Origin of the sequence: Aestuariispira insulae (assembly GCF_003385955.1) — a bacterium.
Taxonomy (GTDB): Bacteria; Pseudomonadota; Alphaproteobacteria; order UBA8366; family Aestuariispiraceae; genus Aestuariispira; species Aestuariispira insulae.
The window spans coordinates 97,792-117,669 of record NZ_QRDW01000002.1 but is presented as its reverse complement, the minus strand read 5'-3'; the positions used below and the strand labels follow the sequence as shown (position 1 = coordinate 117,669).

Annotated in this window: 20 protein-coding genes; 9 read left to right on the top strand and 11 right to left on the bottom strand. The window is 56.9% G+C overall.

The features are described from left to right. Nucleotide 1: 1 nt before the first annotated feature. Nucleotides 2-466 (bottom strand): GNAT family N-acetyltransferase, encoded by a 465-nt coding sequence (locus DFP90_RS06530; RefSeq protein ID WP_115935653.1) that lies wholly within the window; start codon nucleotides 464-466, stop codon nucleotides 2-4. 112 nt (nucleotides 467-578) lie between these two features. On the opposite strand from DFP90_RS06530, the gene DFP90_RS06525 reads away from it, so the two are divergent. From DFP90_RS06525 to DFP90_RS06510, 4 genes are all read left to right on the top strand, one after another. Beyond that, nucleotides 579-1,172 carry a DUF1287 domain-containing protein gene (locus DFP90_RS06525; protein ID WP_115935652.1) on the top strand — a complete coding sequence of 198 codons (594 nt, stop codon included), beginning with the start codon at nucleotides 579-581 and terminating at the stop codon, nucleotides 1,170-1,172. A gap of 70 nt (nucleotides 1,173-1,242) precedes the next feature. Then, nucleotides 1,243-1,965 carry a polyamine aminopropyltransferase gene (locus DFP90_RS06520; protein ID WP_115935651.1) on the top strand — a complete coding sequence of 241 codons (723 nt, stop codon included), beginning with the start codon at nucleotides 1,243-1,245 and terminating at the stop codon, nucleotides 1,963-1,965. Between the two features lie 164 nt (nucleotides 1,966-2,129). Further along, entirely contained in the window at nucleotides 2,130-2,891 is a 762-nt protein-coding gene (locus DFP90_RS06515; protein ID WP_115935650.1) for an SDR family oxidoreductase, read from the top strand. After that, entirely contained in the window at nucleotides 2,891-4,012 is a 1,122-nt protein-coding gene (locus tag DFP90_RS06510; protein WP_115935649.1) for an MBL fold metallo-hydrolase, read from the top strand. Before DFP90_RS06515 ends, DFP90_RS06510 begins: the two co-directional genes overlap by 1 nt. A gap of 76 nt (nucleotides 4,013-4,088) precedes the next feature. On the opposite strand, the gene DFP90_RS06505 is transcribed toward DFP90_RS06510, so the two are convergent. Both DFP90_RS06505 and DFP90_RS23335 read right to left on the bottom strand, forming a co-directional pair. Beyond that, nucleotides 4,089-4,319, bottom strand: coding sequence for an EF-hand domain-containing protein (locus DFP90_RS06505; RefSeq protein WP_115935648.1), 231 nt, complete (start codon nucleotides 4,317-4,319; stop codon nucleotides 4,089-4,091). Between the two features lie 162 nt (nucleotides 4,320-4,481). Beyond that, entirely contained in the window at nucleotides 4,482-4,613 is a 132-nt protein-coding gene (locus DFP90_RS23335) for a hypothetical protein (RefSeq protein WP_281269691.1), read from the bottom strand. Between the two features lie 65 nt (nucleotides 4,614-4,678). Here DFP90_RS23335 and DFP90_RS06500 point away from each other — a divergent pair, with 65 nt between their 5' ends. Then, on the top strand, nucleotides 4,679-4,945 hold the full coding sequence (locus DFP90_RS06500; RefSeq protein WP_115935647.1) for a hypothetical protein: 267 nt from the start codon (nucleotides 4,679-4,681) through the stop codon (nucleotides 4,943-4,945). 184 nt (nucleotides 4,946-5,129) lie between these two features. Continuing rightward, nucleotides 5,130-5,972 (top strand): substrate-binding periplasmic protein, encoded by an 843-nt coding sequence (locus DFP90_RS06495; protein ID WP_115935646.1) that lies wholly within the window; start codon nucleotides 5,130-5,132, stop codon nucleotides 5,970-5,972. A gap of 34 nt (nucleotides 5,973-6,006) precedes the next feature. Here DFP90_RS06495 and DFP90_RS06490 read toward each other — a convergent pair whose 3' ends face one another. The 7 genes from DFP90_RS06490 to pdxR all read right to left on the bottom strand — a co-directional run bounded on the left by DFP90_RS06490 (nucleotide 6,007) and on the right by pdxR (nucleotide 13,892). Beyond that, nucleotides 6,007-6,444: a hypothetical protein gene (locus DFP90_RS06490; protein ID WP_115935645.1), complete on the bottom strand. Its 438-nt coding sequence runs from the start codon at nucleotides 6,442-6,444 to the stop codon at nucleotides 6,007-6,009. A 140-nt stretch (nucleotides 6,445-6,584) separates the two neighbouring features. Further along, nucleotides 6,585-8,213, bottom strand: a complete 1,629-nt coding sequence (locus DFP90_RS06485) for a GMC family oxidoreductase (RefSeq protein WP_115935644.1) — start codon at nucleotides 8,211-8,213, stop codon at nucleotides 6,585-6,587. Between the two features lie 6 nt (nucleotides 8,214-8,219). After that, a complete protein-coding gene (locus tag DFP90_RS06480; RefSeq protein ID WP_115935643.1) occupies nucleotides 8,220-9,071 on the bottom strand; it encodes an ABC transporter permease in 852 nt (283 codons plus the stop codon). Between the two features lie 4 nt (nucleotides 9,072-9,075). Continuing rightward, nucleotides 9,076-9,942: an ABC transporter permease gene (locus DFP90_RS06475; RefSeq protein WP_115935642.1), complete on the bottom strand. Its 867-nt coding sequence runs from the start codon at nucleotides 9,940-9,942 to the stop codon at nucleotides 9,076-9,078. A 10-nt stretch (nucleotides 9,943-9,952) separates the two neighbouring features. Beyond that, nucleotides 9,953-11,062, bottom strand: coding sequence for an ABC transporter ATP-binding protein (locus DFP90_RS06470; protein WP_115935641.1), 1,110 nt, complete (start codon nucleotides 11,060-11,062; stop codon nucleotides 9,953-9,955). Between the two features lie 81 nt (nucleotides 11,063-11,143). After that, complete coding sequence (locus DFP90_RS06465; RefSeq protein WP_115935640.1) at nucleotides 11,144-12,217, bottom strand: extracellular solute-binding protein; 1,074 nt, start codon at nucleotides 12,215-12,217, stop codon at nucleotides 11,144-11,146. 172 nt (nucleotides 12,218-12,389) lie between these two features. Further along, nucleotides 12,390-13,892 carry a MocR-like pyridoxine biosynthesis transcription factor PdxR gene (gene pdxR / locus DFP90_RS06460; protein WP_115935639.1) on the bottom strand — a complete coding sequence of 501 codons (1,503 nt, stop codon included), beginning with the start codon at nucleotides 13,890-13,892 and terminating at the stop codon, nucleotides 12,390-12,392. 160 nt (nucleotides 13,893-14,052) lie between these two features. On the opposite strand from pdxR, the gene DFP90_RS06455 reads away from it, so the two are divergent. After that, nucleotides 14,053-15,156, top strand: a complete 1,104-nt coding sequence (locus DFP90_RS06455) for a mandelate racemase/muconate lactonizing enzyme family protein (RefSeq protein WP_115935638.1) — start codon at nucleotides 14,053-14,055, stop codon at nucleotides 15,154-15,156. Nucleotides 15,157-15,207: 51 nt separating this feature from the next. On the opposite strand, the gene DFP90_RS06450 is transcribed toward DFP90_RS06455, so the two are convergent. After that, nucleotides 15,208-15,843 carry a trimeric intracellular cation channel family protein gene (locus tag DFP90_RS06450; RefSeq protein WP_115935637.1) on the bottom strand — a complete coding sequence of 212 codons (636 nt, stop codon included), beginning with the start codon at nucleotides 15,841-15,843 and terminating at the stop codon, nucleotides 15,208-15,210. A gap of 163 nt (nucleotides 15,844-16,006) precedes the next feature. Between DFP90_RS06450 and DFP90_RS06445 the strand changes: the two genes are divergently transcribed. After that, nucleotides 16,007-16,846, top strand: coding sequence for a helix-turn-helix transcriptional regulator (locus tag DFP90_RS06445; RefSeq protein ID WP_115935636.1), 840 nt, complete (start codon nucleotides 16,007-16,009; stop codon nucleotides 16,844-16,846). 169 nt (nucleotides 16,847-17,015) lie between these two features. Further along, nucleotides 17,016-19,784 carry a cation-transporting P-type ATPase gene (locus DFP90_RS06440; RefSeq protein ID WP_115936092.1) on the top strand — a complete coding sequence of 923 codons (2,769 nt, stop codon included), beginning with the start codon at nucleotides 17,016-17,018 and terminating at the stop codon, nucleotides 19,782-19,784. The last annotated feature ends 94 nt before the right edge of the window (nucleotides 19,785-19,878 follow it).

The following is a 19,878-nucleotide window of genomic DNA, read 5'->3' as shown; positions in this document are numbered from 1 at the left end:
ATCAGAGCCGGATCGTCATCAGCTTTTCTTCCGGGATGTATTCAGCCCCCAGGCCCTCATAAAAACGCAAGGCCGGGTCGTTCTCCACCCAGACCTGCCAGACAATGCGCTGCGCCCGACGTTTTTCGGCAAGGCCATATGCCAGATCCATGAACTGGCGGCCCAGCCCCTGTCCCCTGGCCTTCTCCCGGACGAAAAGCCCGGCAATATAAAAGGCACGATCGGTGTCAAACGTCCCATAATAATAGGCCATATACCCGACGATCCGATCCCCATTCAGCGCCAGCAGGCAGTTACAAAGCGGATCATCGCCCAGGCTGAGATCGGCAAAATCGTCCCGCTCTCTTTCCGTTGCCGCAATATCCCCGTTCCCGGCGATTCCCCGGAAATAGGCATAGACCTCGCCCGCCATATCCCGCATCTGCGCGCGGTCGCCCATTTCAATCATCCGGAATGTGTTGGTCATATTCCAAATTCTCCCTGCCCTATTTTCGCCCCAAACCGGCCCCAATGCCGGCAAAGCCTGACGATACCCTCACCATCAGCCTGACGCTGCTTTTTCGAGGGGAGATTATGTCATGCTGTATATCTTCTTTGTCACGCTGTTGATGCTGTTGGTCAATGCCTTGTCCCCTGCCAAGGCTGACGATGCCTTTCCCGCCGCCCTGGCGAAAGCCGCCATGGACCGGACCGACCACCGGGTGATTTATGATGGCTCCTATCGCAAAATCGCCTATCCCAATGGCGATGTCCCGGATTATCTGGGGGTATGCAGCGATGTTGTGGTCCGGTCCTACCGGGCGCTTGGCATTGATCTGCAAGAGCGTGTCCATGAGGACATGTCCCGGCATTTCAGCGCCTACCCCAATTTCTGGGGGCTGAAACGCCCCGACGCCAATATCGATCATCGCCGTGTGCCAAATTTGCGGGTCTTTTTCGAACGCCACGGCCAGGCCCTCACGCCCAGCCGCCACGCCTCAGATTACCGGCCGGGCGACATTGTCACATGGAACCTGCGCGATCGCGGCAACCTGCCCCATATCGGGATCGTCTCCGATCAGCATGCAGAAAACGGCACCCCCCTGATCATCCACAATATCGGCTTTGGCCCGATGCTGGAAAACATGCTGTTCGATTACCGCATCACCGGCCATTACCGCTATGGCGGATGACGGTTGATCTGGCGGGCGGCAGCTGTCACCCTTGCAGCCGCTTTTGTTTCATGGATCAAGGAATTGCCGGATGAGCCTGCTTTTCAAGGAACTGGATTACCGGCATACCCCCATCGGGCTGTTGAGCCTGCGCCGCCGCCGGGAATTGTCGCTGGACGTTGACGTCATCGAAATTAAGCTGGGTGACGAGTTTTTGATGTCCGACCTGTTCACGGAATCCGAAATTGCCCTTGCCAATCTGGGCCTGGCGGACCTGGCAGGCGACAATCTGGAGGTCGTGGTCGGCGGGCTGGGCCTCGGCTACACCGCCAAGGCAGCCCTTGATCATGACACGGTCGGGGCCATGCTGGTTGTGGATGCCATGGAGGCTGTTATCGACTGGCATGAAAGCGGCCTTTTGCCACTGGGGCCGGAACTCACCGGCGATGACCGCTGCCGGTTTGTGCTAGGCGACTTTTTCAAACTTTCGGCGGGCACGGATGGCTATGACCCGGACCAGCCGGGGCGACAGTTTGATGCGATCCTGTTGGATATCGACCATTCCCCGGAGTTTCTGCTAGATCCCGGCAATGCGCCTTTTTACACGCCGGACGGTTTGGCAAAAATGGCTCATCATCTAAAACCGCAGGGCGTCTTTGCCCTTTGGTCCAACGACCGGGCCGACCCGGGTTTCACCGAGCGCTTGGCCCAGGTGTTTGAAACCGCCCGCGCGGAAGAGGTGACCTTTCATAACCCCCTACAGCATAACGAGTTTACCCAGACCATCTATATCGCAGGCACTCCAAGGCAATAGAAGGCCGCGCCGCATGCCATCAATTGCCGCCCCCGCTTCATCAGCAACATCCCGCGCCTATGAAGCACAGGATATTGAAATTATTTGCCAATAGCCCCGTGCAACTTCCCCGCAAGATCCCTAAATAGGGATCAGCCATACTCGACACAGGGGAGACTATCATCATGCAGGATTTTACCGGCAAAACCGCGCTGATCACCGGGGCCAGCCGCGGCATCGGGGCCGCCGCCGCCATTGTCCTGGCCCAGGCCGGGGCTTCCGTCATGCTGGCGGCCCGATCCGGGGACGCTCTGCAGGCACTGGCCGACACCCTGCGCGAAGCGGGCCATCAGGCAGATGCCATTGCATGTGATGTCGCCGATTTCGACCAGGTCTCGGACGCGGTCCATGCCTGTGTGAATACATTCGGCCGTTTGGATTTCCTGATCAATAATGCTGGTGTCATCGATCCTATCGACCGGTTGGGCGACAGTGACCCCGAGGACTGGGGCCGGCTGATCGACATTAATGTCAAAGGGGTTTATCACGGCATGCGCGCCGCCCTGCCGATCATGGAAAAACTGGGATCCGGTGTCATCGTCAATGTCAGCTCCGGAGCCGCCACCAAGGTTCTGGAAGGCTGGAGCGCTTATTGCGCCAGCAAGGCCGCGGTTTTGTCCCTAACCCGGGCGTCCCATCTTGAATATGCCGATAAAGGCATCCGGGTTGTTGGCATGAGCCCCGGAACCGTGGCCACCGACATGCAGCGTGAAATCAAGAAATCCGGTATCAACCCGGTGAGTGAGCTGGAATGGGAGGATCATATCCCGGCGGAATGGGCGGGGCGCGCCATTGCCTTCCTTTGTTCCGAGAAGGCGGCTGAATTTGACGGCGGTGATTTTTCCCTGCGCGGTGAACGCGAACGGCAGTTGGCGGGTGTTGCCTGATGACCTTGGCAAAACGCGGTACCTGTCTGGCCGGATTGGCGTTTGTGGCACTGCTATCGGGTTGCAGCTCGGTTGGCACTGAACCCATCGGCCCAGCCCATCATGTGGAGGGTGGATTTCGCAATACCGAGATCACCGATCCCAATAAGACCTTTTTCCATTTCCTGGCCATGCGCGCCTTTGGCGATACAAAATGGGCCGATCATGCCGCACGTGCCGGCGAGGTGCCTGTCACCCGCCTGTCCCCGGAAAAGCTGGATATCGGCCCCGATGCCCCGCCCCAGATCAGTTGGCTCGGCCATTCCACCTTCCTGATCCAGGTGAATGGCATCAATATCCTGACCGACCCCATCTTTTCCGACCGGGCCTCACCCTTTTCCTTTTCCGGGCCGGAACGCTATGTCCCCCATGTGATCGATTACGCAAAGCTGCCGAAAATCGATTATGTGGTGATCAGCCATAACCATTATGACCATCTGGATGACAAGGCGGTGGAAGTCCTGGGCGACAGACCGGTCTATCTGGTGCCGCTGGGCCTGGCCGATTGGTTCGCCGATGAAGGCGTGCCGAGAGAACGTGTCCGGGAATTTGATTGGTGGGACCAGGCCGGTTTTGACCATGTCACATTTCAGGCCATGCCGTCCCAGCATTGGTCGGCCAGAGGATTGTTCGACCGGCGCACCACGCTTTGGGCCAGTTGGCTGATGACCTTTGATGAAAAGAAGATCTGGTTTGCCGGGGATACCGGTTACAATGACAAGCAATTCAAGGAAATCGGTGAGAAAGCCGATGGGATTGATCTGGCGCTGATCCCGATCGGTGCCTATGCGCCCCGATCTTTCATGAAGCTTTATCACGTCAATCCAGAGGAAGCGGTCAAACTGCACCGGGATATTGGCGCGAAAAAATCAATCGGCATGCATTGGGGCACCTTCCCGCTGACGGCGGAAGGCCCTGGCGATCCGGTTGATGAGCTGTCGCGCCAGCGGGGGCTTGCCGGCCTCACGCCGGATGAATTCACCACCATGGTGGTAGGCGAGCTGCGCATCCTGGATTCCCAGACATCAGGCAAGGAACAGTCGGCGCATCTATCCCCGCAATTACGGGTAACGGCCCAATAGACGAACCGGGACGCGTCAATAGGCACGTCCCGGTCCGGAAGGGGTATCGTAATGGGTAATAAGGGAGGGAGCGCCCTTATTTCACCAGAGCAGAGAATTCCTCTGTGCTCAGGACCCCGTCCTTGTCGCCATCGGCTTCCAGGAAGGATTCAGCGGTAATGTCTTTTGCAACAGCCTGGATTTCCTTGAAGCTGACAAAACCATCGGCATTCTGATCGGTGGTTTCGAAATCCAGACCGCCCGCCAGAGCAGCGGAGGAAGCGATCATGGCAGCAGCGGAAACAGCAAAGAAGGTTTTCATGGTCATTTTCTAGGTCCTTGAATTTGGATCATTGTGGTTCATTGCCGGTCTCGCGGACTTGAATAATCCTGCCCCGTCCGGCGGTGGCTGTTTTCTCGCCGCAATGTGGCAAAATCTGCGACCAATTATGTCCTTTTCATGACTTATTTCCTTAACAATAACAACTAATTAACCAGAAATCGGCGCAAAAGCACCAATTTTCCATGTCAAGCGGTTTCTTACCCAGATACCTTGATTTATTTTTTCCCGATCGCCCGGCAAAATTTTTGGCAAAACCCGCTCGCTGATGATCTGGATCAAGGCCTGCGCGCCTGGTCCGCCCTACCCTGATTCCAGAAACAAACTTCCAGATAAAGGGGTCTGCCATGAACCATCACCACAAAAAAACCATGCAAGCGCTTTTTGCCCATCCGGTCAGTGCCAATATCAAAATGAAAGATGTTGAAAGCCTGTTGCGGGATCTGGGCGCGGATATCAGCACCAGCCATGCCGGCAAGGTTCATGTCACCTTAAACGGTCGCACTGTGAACTTCGCCATGCCCAAACACAGCCTGCCCAAAGAAGAGGTCCAACAGGTCAAACATTTTATCACAGCCTGCGGCATCGATCCGGAAACCGCCTATCCCGGCTGACTGTTTGGTCCGGGCTTTCGATCCACCCGTTATTCTGAAAAGTCATTTTTACTATCTGGCAAGGAACCCGCAGCAGCGAGCTGCGGGTTCCGTTCTATTTTGCCGGACTATTTCATTGCGATCAGTTATAACTTCATCAAATATGGGAGTGTTTTTTTAAGGATATACGGATGTTATCTTGAATATGGCCTTTGGTGTGATTTTCAAGTTCAGCGTCGGCCGAGCCGGTTGGCTGGCCAAGATGATCCTTGGTCTGGCCCTATACACCGCGCAACATCTACCGGCCCAGGCCCAGGATCAAACCGGCCTCCGGATCGTCACGGCGGAGGAACCGCCTGCCAATTACCTGGAAAATGGCGAGCTGATCGGCACCACCATCGATATCATCCGGGAAATTCTCAACCGCCAGGGCCTGGATGTCAAAATAGAACTGAGACCCTGGCCACGGGCCTTCCTGATTGCCAAAACCACCCCCAATGTGGTGATTTTCACCGCAGGCCACACGCAGGAACGCATTGATCTTGGCTTTCATTTCATCGGCCCCATCATCAGCCGGAAGCATATATTATGGAAACGGCGTGAATCCGACTTTGATATCCGGTCCATTGACGATGTGGTGCAGCGGCGTCTGATGATTTCCGGCATGCGTGAGGATTGGCGCACCCGTCTGTTCCTGGCGGAGGGCGCAGAGGTCTCACAAACCAGCAGTTTTCCGCTCGGCCTGAAACAGCTCAGTCTTGGCCGCACTGATTTATGGATTTCTTCCGACATTGAAATGCCGGCAATAACCCGCGAGCTTGCCATCGATCCCGGTTCCATCGAACCCGCTCTGGTTTTTCGCGAAGCGCCCAGCTTCATCATGCTGTCTAAAGGCACCGAACAGGCAATAATCGAAAACTGGCGGCACACCTTCCAGAATATGCAAAACAGCGATTTTTTTGAAAAGGCCGCGCGGAAATGGAGCGCGATCCTGAATATGGATATGGCTTATGCCCCGGAAAAGGGTTTTCACATCGCAGGCAACTGAGCGATCCTACCCAATATTTTCTGATTAGACAGGTTCAACCAGAACGACGGTTATCAAGTTCCGTGATCAGCTGTTTGATCAGCCCCTTCAACAGGTTGTTCTCCACCTTCAGGTCATGGTTGGAAATGCTGTCATCATTAGCGGAAACGAGTATCATTTTCACTAACTGGCTAAGCGGCGGCAAGTGATCGATATCTTGTGGTTCCCGTGCACTCATTGATGCCTCTGCCTCAATAAGTGCAGTAGGTGCCATCATCGCCGGTTCCTCTTTCATCGGCTGGCGGCGGTCACCAAAATCACGGATCTGTTCATTCTGAGCATGGTCCTGAATGGACGGCTGCGGCCGCTCGCCACGCCGATCATGCCGGTTACCGCGCCGGTCAGGGCCTGAACGGCGATCGAAATCCATTTCTTCCAAGGTTCCGATCCCTTGGCCCGGCCGCAACGGGGGAAAAATGACCTGCTGTTTCATCTCAAGACACCCTCAATCAACTGACTTCGGCTAACGTTCTGGGATAGCTTTGTCCTTTCTTCACATAATCGTATTTTAGCGGCGGTTGGAAAGTTATCCAATTGTCACAAATGACAGAGCACCGGCATAGCCTTCTGAGCTTAAAACCTACACTCTGCCTGGTCCTCCAGGACCAAATCCGCACCCTTTTCGCCCACCATAATGGCGGGCGCATTGGTATTGCCTGCGATCAATGTGGGAAAGATGGAGGCATCCACCACCCGAAGACTACCAAGACCATGCACCCGCAGGCGCGCATCCACCACATTGCCCTGATCCGCCGGTCCCATGCGGCATGTGCTGACCGGGTGGAAGACGGTACCGCTGCGCGCGCGGATATCGGCCAGAAGATCTTCTTCCGATTGAATATGCGGCCCCGGTGCCATTTCCGCCTCAATCACATCGGCCAGGCCCGGTGCTGCCGCGAGCCTGCGCAGGAAAGCCGCGCCCTCCAACATCTCCTGGATATCGAAATCCGTGGAAAGATAATTGGGATAAATCCTTGGAGCCGCATCCGGATCGGCGCTGGCCAGGGTCAGATGGCCCCGGCTGGTCGGCCGGGTTGGCTGTGTCGCCAACAGGAAACCCGAGAAAGGATCGGGGTTCATCAGCGGACGCCTACCCGGTGGGGCCTTGGTATAGCTCAAGGGCGAGAAAAACAGCTGTTGGTTCGGGCGGTCGAGGCCCTCCCGGCTGCGATAGAAGCCGCCTGCCTGGTTGACGCTCAAAGAGAGCGGCCCGCGTCGCGCCAGGACATAGCGGATACCATGCATCAGCTTGCCCCACCAGGGCCGCAACTGATCATTCAGGGTCGGCACTTTCGCCTTATAGAGATAATCCAGCGCCAGATGGTCCTGTAGATTCTGCCCGACGGCTGGATTATCCAGCTGCACATCCAGGCCCGGTTCTTTTAACACCGCGCCCGCCCCGATGCCTGAAAGCATCAGAAGCTGCGGTGAATTGATTGCGCCCGCCGATAGGATGACCTCTCGCCCGGCACGCACTTCCTGCCGCTTGCCCTTGCAGTCATATTCAATGCCAACCGCCCGTCTACCTTCAAGCAGGATGCGCCTGGCCCGCGCATGCTTAATGACGGTCAGGTTCTTGCGCCCTTTGGCCGGCCAGAGATAGGCCCGGCTGGCCGACATACGGATGCCGCCCTTGGCCGTAATCTGATACCGGCCGACCCCTTCCTGATCCGCGCCGTTGAAATCCGGGGTATGGCGCAGGCCAAGCGCCCCGCCCGCCTTGATGAAGGCCTCACAAATAGGGTGGGTATCGGCACTGGGATCGGTCACATGCAATGGCCCGTCGCCGCCGCGCCAATCATCCGCGCCATCGCCCGCCGTTTCCATTTTCTTGAAATAGGGCAGAAGATCGGAATAGCCCCAGCCCGGATTGCCCCGATCACGCCATTCATCATAATCACGGTCCTGGCCGCGGATGAAGACCATGGCATTGATGGAACTGGATCCGCCCAGCACTTTGCCCCGGGGCCAATAGCTGCGCCGGTTGTCCAGATTGGGTTCAGGCTCGGTCTGGTACATCCAGTTGATGCGTTTATCATAAAACGCCTTGCCATAACCGATCGGCATCTGGATCCAGAAATTGAGATCCGATCCCCCCGCCTCCAACAGACAGACTGAATATTTGCCATTCTCGCTCAGGCGGCTGGCCAGCACACAGCCGGCCGAGCCCGCCCCGACAATAACAAAGTCAAACTGACCCATCTGCCCCTATTCCGACTTGCTGTTCCGCTGGGCAAAGACCATGGCCAACGCCAGGATCCCTGAGCCGATCATCAGGAAGAAGGAAACCGCATTCAAAACCGGTGTCGAGCCTACCTTCACCATGCGGTCAAACATGGTGACGGTCAGCGGTGCTTCGGATCCCACCACCATCAATGTGGTGTTGAAGTTTTCGAAACTGACCAGAAAAGCCACCAGGCCGCTGGCGATCAGAGCCGGTTTCAGGAAGGGAAGGGTGATGGTGCGCAAGACGCGCAGCCGCTTGGCCCCTAGGTTAAAGGCCGCCTCTTCCAGCGAGAAATCCAGCTTTTGCAGGCGCGCCGTGATCACCAGGGAGGTGATCGTGGTGACAAAGGAAAACTGTCCCAAAACCACCAGCGGCAGGCCCGGCCGCAGGAAATCCCATTCCCAGCCATAGGCTTCTTCCACACCATTGGCGATGGTGCTGGCCAGCACCAGGATGGAAATACCCAGGATCACACCGGGGATCACCAGCGGCACCACCATCAGGATGTAAAGAACGCCTTTGCCCGGAAACTGGCCCCTGGTGAAGAGGAAGGCGTTGCAGGTGCCGACAAAAACCGACATCAGGGAGACACAACTCGCAATAATGAAGGAATAATAGAGCCCGCGCAGCAATCTGCGATCATGGAACATGCCCAGTTTCGGTTCGGTGTCATTAAAGAACCAGTCGAGCGTGAACCCCTGCCAGGGCAATGCCGGAAACAGGGAATCATTGAAGGCAAACATGCCCGCCGCCGCCAACGGGGCCGCCAGGAAGAGGAAAAAGGCCAGGATGTAGCAGCGATAGGCCAGGGTAAATACAGGATTCTTGATCATAGCCTCAGTCCTTCGCCACGGTAGTTGCCAGAGACTGGCCGGTGAGCCGTAGGCCCAACCAGACAACGATGGAGGTGAATGCCAGCAGCAGGAAACCGAAGGCTGCGCCCGATTCCCAGTTATAGCGGGTGATGAACTGGTCATAGATCTGTTCGGTGAACCAGCTGCTATTCTTGCCGCCCAGCAGGATCGGTGTCAGGTAGCTACCTGCCGCCAGCATGAAGACCACAATGGAACCGGCCACAATGCCCGGCATGGCATAGGGAATGATGATCCGGCGCAAGACAGTGAAACCGCTGCCGCCCAGGTTATAACCCGCCTCGACCATGGCATCATCCATGCCGTCCAGGGTGGAGACCAGCGGCACGATCATGAACAGCATGACGGTGTATACCAGCCCCATGATCACAGTGACATCGTTATAGAGGAATTCCACCGGTTGATCGATGATGCCGATTGTTTGCAGGAACCCGGAGACCACCCCGGTCTCGCGTAGCAGCAGGATCCAGCCAAAGGTGCGGATCAACTCGCTGACCCACAGGGGCAGCAGGCAGAGCAGGAACAAGGCGCCCTTGCTTTTCTTACGGGCCACTTTGGCAATGTAATAAGCGACCGGGAAGCCGATCAGCAGCGCCAAAATGGTCACCAGCAGCGACATGGAGCCGGTGCGCAAAAGGGTGTTCCAATAAATCGGCTCGTTCAGGAATTCGATATAGTTCCCCAGGCCATAGGTGAATTCCTTGTAGGATATCTTCTCCCGGAGCGAGAGAAGGAAAATGCCCACATGGGGAATGATAATCAGCAGCAGGATCCACAGCGCAAAGGGCGCCATCAGCAGGATCAGGCTGAGCCTTTTGATATCCTTGTCCATGGAACCCCCGTCAGCCTCTGGCCGCCTGGAAACAGGCACTGCGCTCAATCGACCAGGAAAGGTCCACCGCATCGCCCGGTTTCAGATCGTCCGTGCCTCCGGTCAGCAGGAAATCCGCCTCGATCAGCTGGTTGTTGGTAGAACGCACCAGGACCCGGCTGTTGGCACCGTTGAACAAAAGGCTGTCCACCACGCCACGCTGATGGTTCTGGCCGTTAACCTGGGCCGGGGCATCGCCTTTCGCGCGCGCAACCGTGATAAATTCCGGACGCACAAAAATCTCAACATCGGTGCCGCTGCCGGAAAGACTGCCGCCGGCAGCTGTGCCGACCAGTGAAAGGCCCCCATCGGTTTGGACCTTCACCGCGCCGTCAGCACCTTCTACCACTCGCCCGGACCAGCGGTTGGCATCACCGACAAAACCCGCAACAAAGGCGGAGGCCGGCTTGTGATACAGCGCCTGCGGGGTGCCGATCTGTTCGAACCGGCCCTGGTTCATCACCGCCACATTATCCGACATGACCAGGGCTTCCGACTGGTCATGGGTGATATAGATAAAGGTGGTGTTGAACTGATGCTGCAAGAGCTTCAGCTCGATCTTCATGCTTTCGCGCAATTTCAGGTCCAGCGCGCCCAGCGGTTCATCCAGCAACAGGACATCCGGGTCCAGAACCATGCAGCGTGCAATGGCAATACGTTGTTTCTGGCCACCGGAAAGCTGGCTGATTTCCTTGCTCCCCACATCCGGCAGGCTGACCCGTTCCAACACATCCTGGACCTTGCGCTTGATCTCTTCCTTGCCAACGCCCTGACAGCGCAGGCCATAAGCGATATTTTCAAACACATTCATCATCGGGAACAATGCCAGATGCTGGAACACCATCTTCACATTGCGCTTGTTCGGCGGCAGGGAAAGCACGGAATTACCCTTGATCTTGATATCCCCGCTGGTGGTGCTCTCAAAGCCTGCGATCATACGCATCAATGTGGTCTTGCCACATCCCGACGGGCCGAGGATTGAAAAGAAGGACCCGCTCGGGATCTGGAAAGAGACATCGTCGACAGCAGTAAATTCACCGAATTTTTTGCAGACGGATTCGCAGGTGAGATCGTATTCCATGGCACCTTACTCAAGACAGAAAAAAGGGAGGGGAGGACCGAAGCGACCTCCCCTGCAGGTAATTGACTGGGATCAGGGGTGTCAGCCGCCGGTGGCTGCCTTGATTTTCTCCAGGGTCTTGCCTTCCATATCTTCGATGCCCGGCGGGATATTGGCGAAGAATTTCAGGTTCGCGATGGCCGCGTCATCAAAGGCGGCCTTAACGGCGGCGCGTTTGTCTTCCGGCATCAAATCAACACCACCGTTGACTGCGGCAATGGCACCGGAACTGCCGGAAACCAGCGGCACGATGTCCGGCTGCATGACAAAATTAATCCATTTATAGGCCGCGTCATCCGCCTTGCCCTTGCGTGGCAGGGTGAAGGTGTCGATCCAGGCCAATGCGCCTTCCTTCGGCGGAATGAAGACGATGTTCTTATTCTGGTCAAACAACTTATATGCGGTGGAATCCCAGGTTTCAGACGCCACGATCTCGCCGGACAGCATCATGCTGGAAAGATCATCCCCGCCTTTCCAATAGGCCTTGATATTCGATTTACACTCGATCAGCTTGTCGGCCACCCGGTCCAGGATGGACTGATATTTCTTCAGGTCTGAATAGGCGGCAAACGGATCTTCGCCCATGGCAAAGGCGGTACCCAGCAGGATCGTGCGCTTCAGGCGCATAGAGGTCTTGCCCTGATATTCCGGGTTACAAAGATCCGCCCAGCTGGAGAAATTCGGCGCTTTGGATTTATCCGCCATTAGGCCAGAGGTTCCCCATTGATGCGGGACCGAGAAAAGATCGCCTTCAATGGTGGTGTTGGTTTTCACGCCGGCCAACAGGGTCTGGTCCATATTGGCGGTGTTGATCTTTGAAATATCCAACGGCTTGTAGATATTGTATTCCAACTGCGCCGCATGAACGCGGTCATGGCTGGGCTGGGCCAGGTCGAAACCGGCACCGCCGGTGGCCCGCAGCTTGGAAATCATCTCTTCATTGTTGGAGAAGGTCACTTCCACTTCGATGTCGGGATATTTCTCCTCGAACATCTCGATGACTTTTTCCGGCGCATAACTGCCCCAGGTCAGAAGACGCAGGGTTTCCGCATTGGCGGATGTACCCGCAGCCAGCAGCGCGGCCGCAACCACGCCGCTCAGAACTGTTCTCTTCATTTGATTCACTCCCTGTTAAACGCTTGTTTTTTGCCCGGTTTACCGGTTTCTTGTTTTCGGATCGTCCGCATTCCGGGCCGGTATTTTTGATCCCTATTAGAAGCCTATTACTTCATTGGTTTCTAAAATATATCCATTCTAGATAAATGACGATACCAATTTATTTTTCCGCTTAACGTAAGGATTTGTTGCGTTGCAGAGTCCTGAGGGTTTCCGCTAGCCGGGCGACACCGCTCCCGATTTCCTGGGGATTGACCGCCCCAAAGCCAAGGGCAAAGCCCTGTCTGTCGATCGGGGACAGGCAATAGCGGGCGAAGGGGGAAACCGCGATCCCGGCCTCATCCAGCAGGCGGGCTCCCTCGCCCTCATCCAGGCCTTCGGCCAGATAACCCACCGTATGGAGGCCGCTCAAGGTCCGCCGCACATCCAAAAGCCCGTCCAGTTTGTCCCGGGCCGCCGTGATCAGGGCCTCATGCCGTTCCGCATAAACCTGGCGCATGCGCCGGATATGGGTTGCAAAAAAACCTTCATCCATGAAATCGGCAATGGTCGCCTGCAAACTGTTGGCGATTCCTGATTGCGACGAAATTGATACCCGCTCGAACATCTCCACCAGGCTGGGCGGAGAGAGAATGAACCCCACGCGCAAGGCGGGGAACAGGGATTTCGAAAAGGTGCCGACATAGATCACACGGCCGGTGGTATCGACGCTTTTCAGGGTCGGCAGGGGCTGACCACCAAAATAAAACTCGCTGTCATAATCATCCTCGATGACCCAGGCATCCGCTTCTTCTACCGCCTGCAGCAAGGCAAAGCGACGGCGCAGGCTCATCACCATGGACAGCGGCTGCTGATGGGACGGTGTGACAAAGGCCATGCGGAAATGCGGGGCTTTTTCCAGCCCGTCCGCCACGGATATCCCTTCGTCATCCACATCCACCGGCACCAGATCCGCCCCACAGGACAGCAGGGAATTTTTCGCCCCGATCGCACCGGGATTTTCGAACCAGACCCGGTCTCCCGGATTCAACAGCATCGCGCCGATCATCTGGAAGGCCTGCTGTGCGCCACCTGTGATGAAGATCTGATCCGGGTCACATTGGATCCCACGGCTGGCATTGACGTGCGACGCAATGGCCCGGCGCAGGGCCGGATCGCCCCGTGGGTCGCCATAGCCCATGACCAGATTACGGTCATTGCGCCAATGTTTAGCGGCCAGTTTCGACCATTGCGCCATCGGGAAGGTATCAAAGGACGGCAAACCGGTAACAAAGGCACGTGCCTGTGTCGGCAGTTGGTTGCGCGGGGTGAAATGTTTGGTGAAATGGTGCGCCGTATGGGACAGGCGCGGCTCCTTGTCCGCGATGGTACGTTGTGGCGTCGGCCCCGGTGCCGGGCGTTCGGCATTCATTGCCTCGCTGACATAGGTACCGGCCCCCTGCCTGGCCTCCAAAAGGCCCTCCGCCATCAGCCGGTCCAGCGCATTAATCACCGTGGTCCGGGATATGCCCAATTCATTGGCCAGCGTCCGGCTGGCCGGCAGGCGTTCCCCAGCCTTCACCCCGCCGGACAAAATCACATCCCGGATCGCCATGTAAAGTTGGGCGTTCAGGTTTTTATCCGCCCCGTGTTCGAGCCGGATGGAAGAAAGCAGCGCACCGCCGGAATATTTCATGGGGATGACCTTAAAACCGAATACAATCTATGCCTAATTATAATTGGTATCGTCGATTTGTCACAATGGATCTATTTTTGAAACCAATATTTCATATTCTGGAAACAATGAGGCTTGTGCCCCTATCCCGCCAAGCCGGTAACCGAATGAGTGGCCTGCAATGAAAATCTCCTGCATTGAAACCTTCACCACACGGGACGTCTGCTTCGTCCGTGTCACCAGCGATGACGGCCGCCACGGCTGGGGCCAGACCGCCCCTTATCATGCCGACATCACCGCCCAGGTGCTGCACCGCCAGGTGGCGCCCCATGCGTTGGGCCTGGATGTCCTGGATATAGAGGAACTGATCCGGTTGATTCCCGAGCGCGAGCATAAATTCCCAGGTTCCTATATTTACCGGGCGCTGGGCGGTGTGGAGACCGCGCTGTGGGATCTGCGTGGCCGGATGGAAGAAAAGCCGGTTTGCGAACTGATCGGCGGCACACCGGGACAGGTCCGTGCCTACGGGTCTTCCATGAAGCGCGACATCACGCCAAAGGATGAGGCGGACCGCCTGGTGCGGCTGCGCGATGAAAAGGGTTTTGACGCTTTCAAATTCCGCATCGGGGCAGAGGTTGGCCGCGACCGGGATGAATGGCCGGGCCGCACGGAAGAGATCGTGCCGACCATGCGCCGGGCGATGGGCGACAAGATCGCCCTATTGGTGGATGCCAATAGCTGTTATTCCCCGAAAAAGGCCATTGACGTAGGCCATATGCTTCAGGAATGGGGCATCAGCCATTATGAAGAACCCTGCCCCTATTGGGAGCATGACCAGACCAGAGAAGTAACGGCCGCGCTGGATATCGATGTCACTGGCGGTGAGCAGGATTGTGAGCTGGCGGTCTGGAAACAGATGATCGAAACCAAAGTGGTTGATATCGTGCAGCCCGATATCTGTTACCTGGGTGGGCTGTCGCGCACGCTCAAAGTCGCAAAAATGGCCGAGGAAGCGGGCATGCCCTGCACACCGCACGCCGCCAACTGGTCCATGGTGACCTTGTTTACCATGCATCTGCTGCGCGCGATTCCCAATGCCGGCAAATATCTCGAATTCAACATCGAGGTTGAGGATTATTACCCCTGGCAATATGGCCTCTTTACCGAAGACCCCTACAAAATCACCGATGGCATGGCCACCGTGACAGAAACCCCCGGCTGGGGGGTGGAGATCAACCCCGCTTGGCTTGAACGGTCAACCTACGCCGTCAGCCGGATGGAATGATCCCTGCTCTCCCACCACTTGGAGCCCCGCTGGTTCGCCGGCGGGGCTTTTTTATTCGTTTGGATAATCCCGGCCCGGTCGTGCTTTATAGACCGGAAAGCCCCAGCCCCAGACCAGGGCGGAAGCGCGCAGGCCGAACGCCGCCAGGAAGGCGATCAGGGCCGGAATACCGACCGGGAGATCCAGCTGTACCAGCCCAACATAGAGCACGGCGCCGAGCGCGGCGGCAATCGCATAGATCTCGCGCCGCATGATCAAGGGGATCTCGTTGCAAACCACATCCCGCACCAGCCCGCCAAAGGTTGCCGAAATCATGCCCAGAACCATGGCAATGCCCGGATGCACCCCCAAAGACAGGGCCTTGGCAGCCCCCGTGATGCAGAACATGGCCAGACCCAACGCATCCAGCCACAGCAGCACTCGATAGCGGCTTTCAAAGAAATGGGCGGTAAAATAAACGATCACCGCACTGGCCAGGCAGGTCAGCGGATAGAGCGGCTCCTTCACCCAGAAAACCGGGGTTGCCCCGACCAAAAGGTCCCGGATCGTGCCACCGCCAATGCCGGTGAAGGTGGCAATCAGGACAAAGCCGACAATGTCCATCTGCTTTCTGGACGCGACCAGAGCACCGGTGACCGCAAAGATGGCCACCCCGATGATATCCAACCAGGAGATAATGGTAAGCATCTGATCACACCGTCTTTTTTACCGATTTTGAAAGGCTAGTCGGCTTTGACCAGGCAGGCAACCATGCACAGAGTTTTGTTTCCGCTGTTTCACTGGTGGTAATTCCCCCCCAAATCCGATTATAGTGTCCTGGGCGGTAGGTGTTAGAATTTGGATGGTTAGTATGGGTGCGGTTTATAATCAGCTCCTGCCCGGTCAATTTGTGCCTGGGCAGTTTTTCGAAGCCTACAGCATTCTCTGGAAATCACTGGCAGCCCTTGAACAGGGCCCCGAAACGGACGCGAAAATACGCTCTTTCTTCCAGCGTCACGGCATTCAGGCCGTCACCTGGAAAGACCGTCTTCTGGCCCCGCATAACGGCAAGGACAGGGACGAGGTCCGGGTCAACAAAATTTTCCTTACCGATGAATACAGCCGGGCGGTCTTGGATGATCTGGGGGCAGCGCATAAAAGCAGCCCGCTAACGCCCCCCTATGAGGATGACACCAGTTTTTCCGGCACCGCCCTGCGCATGGGACAACCCTATGCCTATTCGCAATTACCGCGCGACGAGCGCCCTTTCCTGGAATTCCTTTATTCGGAAAATGCCAATGTGGCGGGCATAGTCAACCAGGATTCGGTCTGCGTGCCACTGCCGGTCAGCGATCCTAACAAGATCATCTCGACCATCAATTTCGCCCTGGGACGCAAGGTCCGGGAGCGGGAGATGGGTGTTTTCGTGCAATTGGCCAGCCTGCTATCCAGCCTCTGGCGCCGGCCGGACAGAGCCAATGACGACAGCCATCCGAAAATGTCGCCGCCCAAACCCAAATTCCGCGACAAGGAAATGGAAACCCTGAAATGGGCGATCGCCGGTAAGACCATGGAAGAAATTTCCATCATCACCGCCATTCCCGTCCGGTCAATCCGATATTATCTCTACAAGATACGAGACCATTACGGCTATGCGACGGTCCAGCAGACGCTGGTTCGGGTCGCGAAGGATTTTGGGATCGACCCCTAGATCTTCCTTTGGACCGAATCTGGCGGTCGGCTGTCATGCATGGGCCAAGGCGGGTCAAAATATTTTCATAAAAGATTGATCCAGGTCAGCTTATAAAAGCGCCCGTCCTCCTACTATTCTCCCTCTGTGATTGTGTGAGATCGGCTGCGGGGCAAAAGAGATGACGGGCATGCAGGAACACAACCGGACAGCTCGCTGGCATTGCGATCCAGCGGAAGCCGCCTTGGTGAAACTACAATCCACCCCCGCCGGTTTGGCGGAGGAGACCGCATCCATCCGCCTTGGTAAATTTGGCCCAAACCGGCTTCCCGCCCCGCCAAAACGTCCGGCCTGGCGGCGTTTCCTGTCGCAATTCCACAATATTCTGATTTATGTGCTCTTGGCATCCGCCGCCATCACAAGCCTGCTGGGCCATCTGTTCGACACATCGGTCATAGCCGCTGTGGTCCTGATCAATGCCGTGATTGGCTATCTGCAGGAAGGCAAGGCGGAAAGGGCAATGGACGCCATCCGTCAGATGCTGGCCCCCAGGGCATCGGTTCTGCGTGATGGTGAGCGCCATACCGTCGATGCCGAAACGCTTGTGCCCGGCGATATCGTCCTGCTGGAAGCCGGAGAGAAAATCCCGGCTGACCTGCGGCTCACGGTCGCTCATGGCCTGCAGGTTCAGGAGGCTGTCTTGACCGGTGAATCCCTGCCGGTCGACAAGCAGGTTTCCTCTGTTGACCCGGATGCTGCCCTGGGGGACCGGACCTGCATGGCGTTCAGCGGCACGCTTGTCTCTAGCGGACTGGGCCGCGGTGTCGTCACCGCAACGGGCGCAGAGACGGAAATTGGCCGTATCAGTCGCCTGTTGGCCAGGGTCGAAACCCTGAAAACACCGCTGATCTTGCAGATGGATCGGTTTGCAAAATGGCTGACCGGGGTGATCCTGGCGATTGCCATGCTTCTGCTCGTTTATGGCCATGTGGTTGTAAACCTGCCCTTTGCAGAGATTTTCATGGCAGTGGTTGGTTTGTCTGTCGCCGCCATTCCCGAGGGTCTGCCTGCTGTCCTTACCATCACACTGGCACTCGGGGTTCAGGCCATGGCCCGGCGTAATGCCATCGTGCGCCGCTTACCCGCTATAGAAACACTCGGATCGGTTTCGGTCATCTGTTCCGATAAAACCGGCACCCTCACCCGCAACGAGATGATGGTGGTTTCTGTCGTGACCGACCAGCATCTGTTTTCTCTCCGGGGGCGCGGCTATGAGCCGCGCGGCACAATCCACCTGGACAATACCGAAGTCAGCCTCAGCGAACATGACCCCTTACGCGAAATCGGCCGCATCGCCACCTTATGCAATGATGCCGTCCTGCAAAAACGGGATGAAACCTGGATCGTGGAGGGTGACCCCATGGAAGGCGCTTTGCTGGCGCTGACCGGCAAACTTGGCATGGATCCCAAAAGGGAGTTATCAGGCTTGCCCCGGACCGACACCATCCCCTTTGATGCCAAACATCGTTTCATGGCAACCCTCCATCACGATCATGAACGAAACGCATTCATCGCCGTAAAGGGCGCACCGGAAAAAATCCTGTCCATGTGCAGTCATCAGCGCATTGCCGGTGATGGCAAAGGCCCGTTGGATCTGGGCTATTGGCAACAGGAGGCTGAGGCCATCGCCTCACGTGGCCAGCGGGTCTTGGCCCTGGCGGTGAAGCCGGTCGACAAGACCAAGACCACTCTCGACTATGCGGATGTGGAGCAGGAACTAACGCTGATCGGCCTGGTCGGGTTGATTGATCCGCCCCGGCAGGATGCGATCGACGCGGTGGCAGAATGCCATCGGGCCGGAATCAGAGTGAAAATGATCACCGGCGATCATCAGGGCACCGCCGCCGCCATTGGCCGCCAGGTCGGCCTGAACAATCCCGACAGGGTTCTGACCGGTGCGGACCTGGACCGGATGGACGATCAGGCTCTGTCGGCCGCCGTGGCAGAAACCGACATTTTCGCCCGGACCAGTCCGGAACATAAACTGCGCCTGGTGATGGCGCTCCAGTCACGGGGCATGACGGTGGCGATGACCGGGGATGGCGTGAATGACGCCCCGGCGCTCAAACGGGCCGATGCCGGGATCGCCATGGGCCTGAAAGGCAGTGAGGCTGCCAAGGAAGCCGCCGAATTCGTGTTGGCGGATGATAATTTCGTCTCCATCGCTGCCGCCGTGCGCGAAGGCCGCACGGTTTACGACAATATCAAAAAGGTCATCAGCTGGACCCTGCCCACCAACGCGGGCGAGGCCATGACCATCATCGTCGCCCTTCTCTTTGGCATGACCCTGCCGATCACCCCGATCCAGATCCTCTGGGTCAATCTCATCACGGCAGTGACATTGGGAGTGGCGCTGGCCTTTGAGCCGACCGAAAAAAACACCATGCGCCGCCCGCCCCGCCCCAAAGGGGAATCCATCCTCAGTGCAGAACTGGCCTGGTATATCATTCTGGTATCCCTGCTGTTTCTGGGCGGCGTTTTTGGCATCTATAATTACGCACTGGCACAGGGCTATTCCCTGGAACTGGCCCGAACCATGGCATTGAACACATTGGTCGTGATGGAGATCTTCAACCTCTTTTTCATCCGCAACATCCATGGCAGCTCGCTGTCCCTGGATGCGATCAAGGGCACCAGGGCGGTATGGATCGCTGTGCTGACCGTCACGGCAGCCCAGTTTGCCATGACCTATCTGCCGCCGCTGCAAAAGCTCTTCGGCACGCAATCGGTTCCCCTTGTTGATGGATTGCTTATCCTATTGACCGGTATTCTGTTGTTTGTCGTCATTGAAGGGGAAAAACAGATCCGGCTGAGCTTCAGGCGAAGCCGGGAAGCAAAACAGCTCCGCACCGGATCACCCGAGTCCGCTCAATCAAAAGAAAATGTCGTCAGGCTTTAAGTCTTGAGACAATCGCCAGTATAGTTTTCTGGGTCAGATGACGCAGCGTGTCGGATATTCAAGCGGGAAACCCCGCACCGGGCGGGACGCCGAC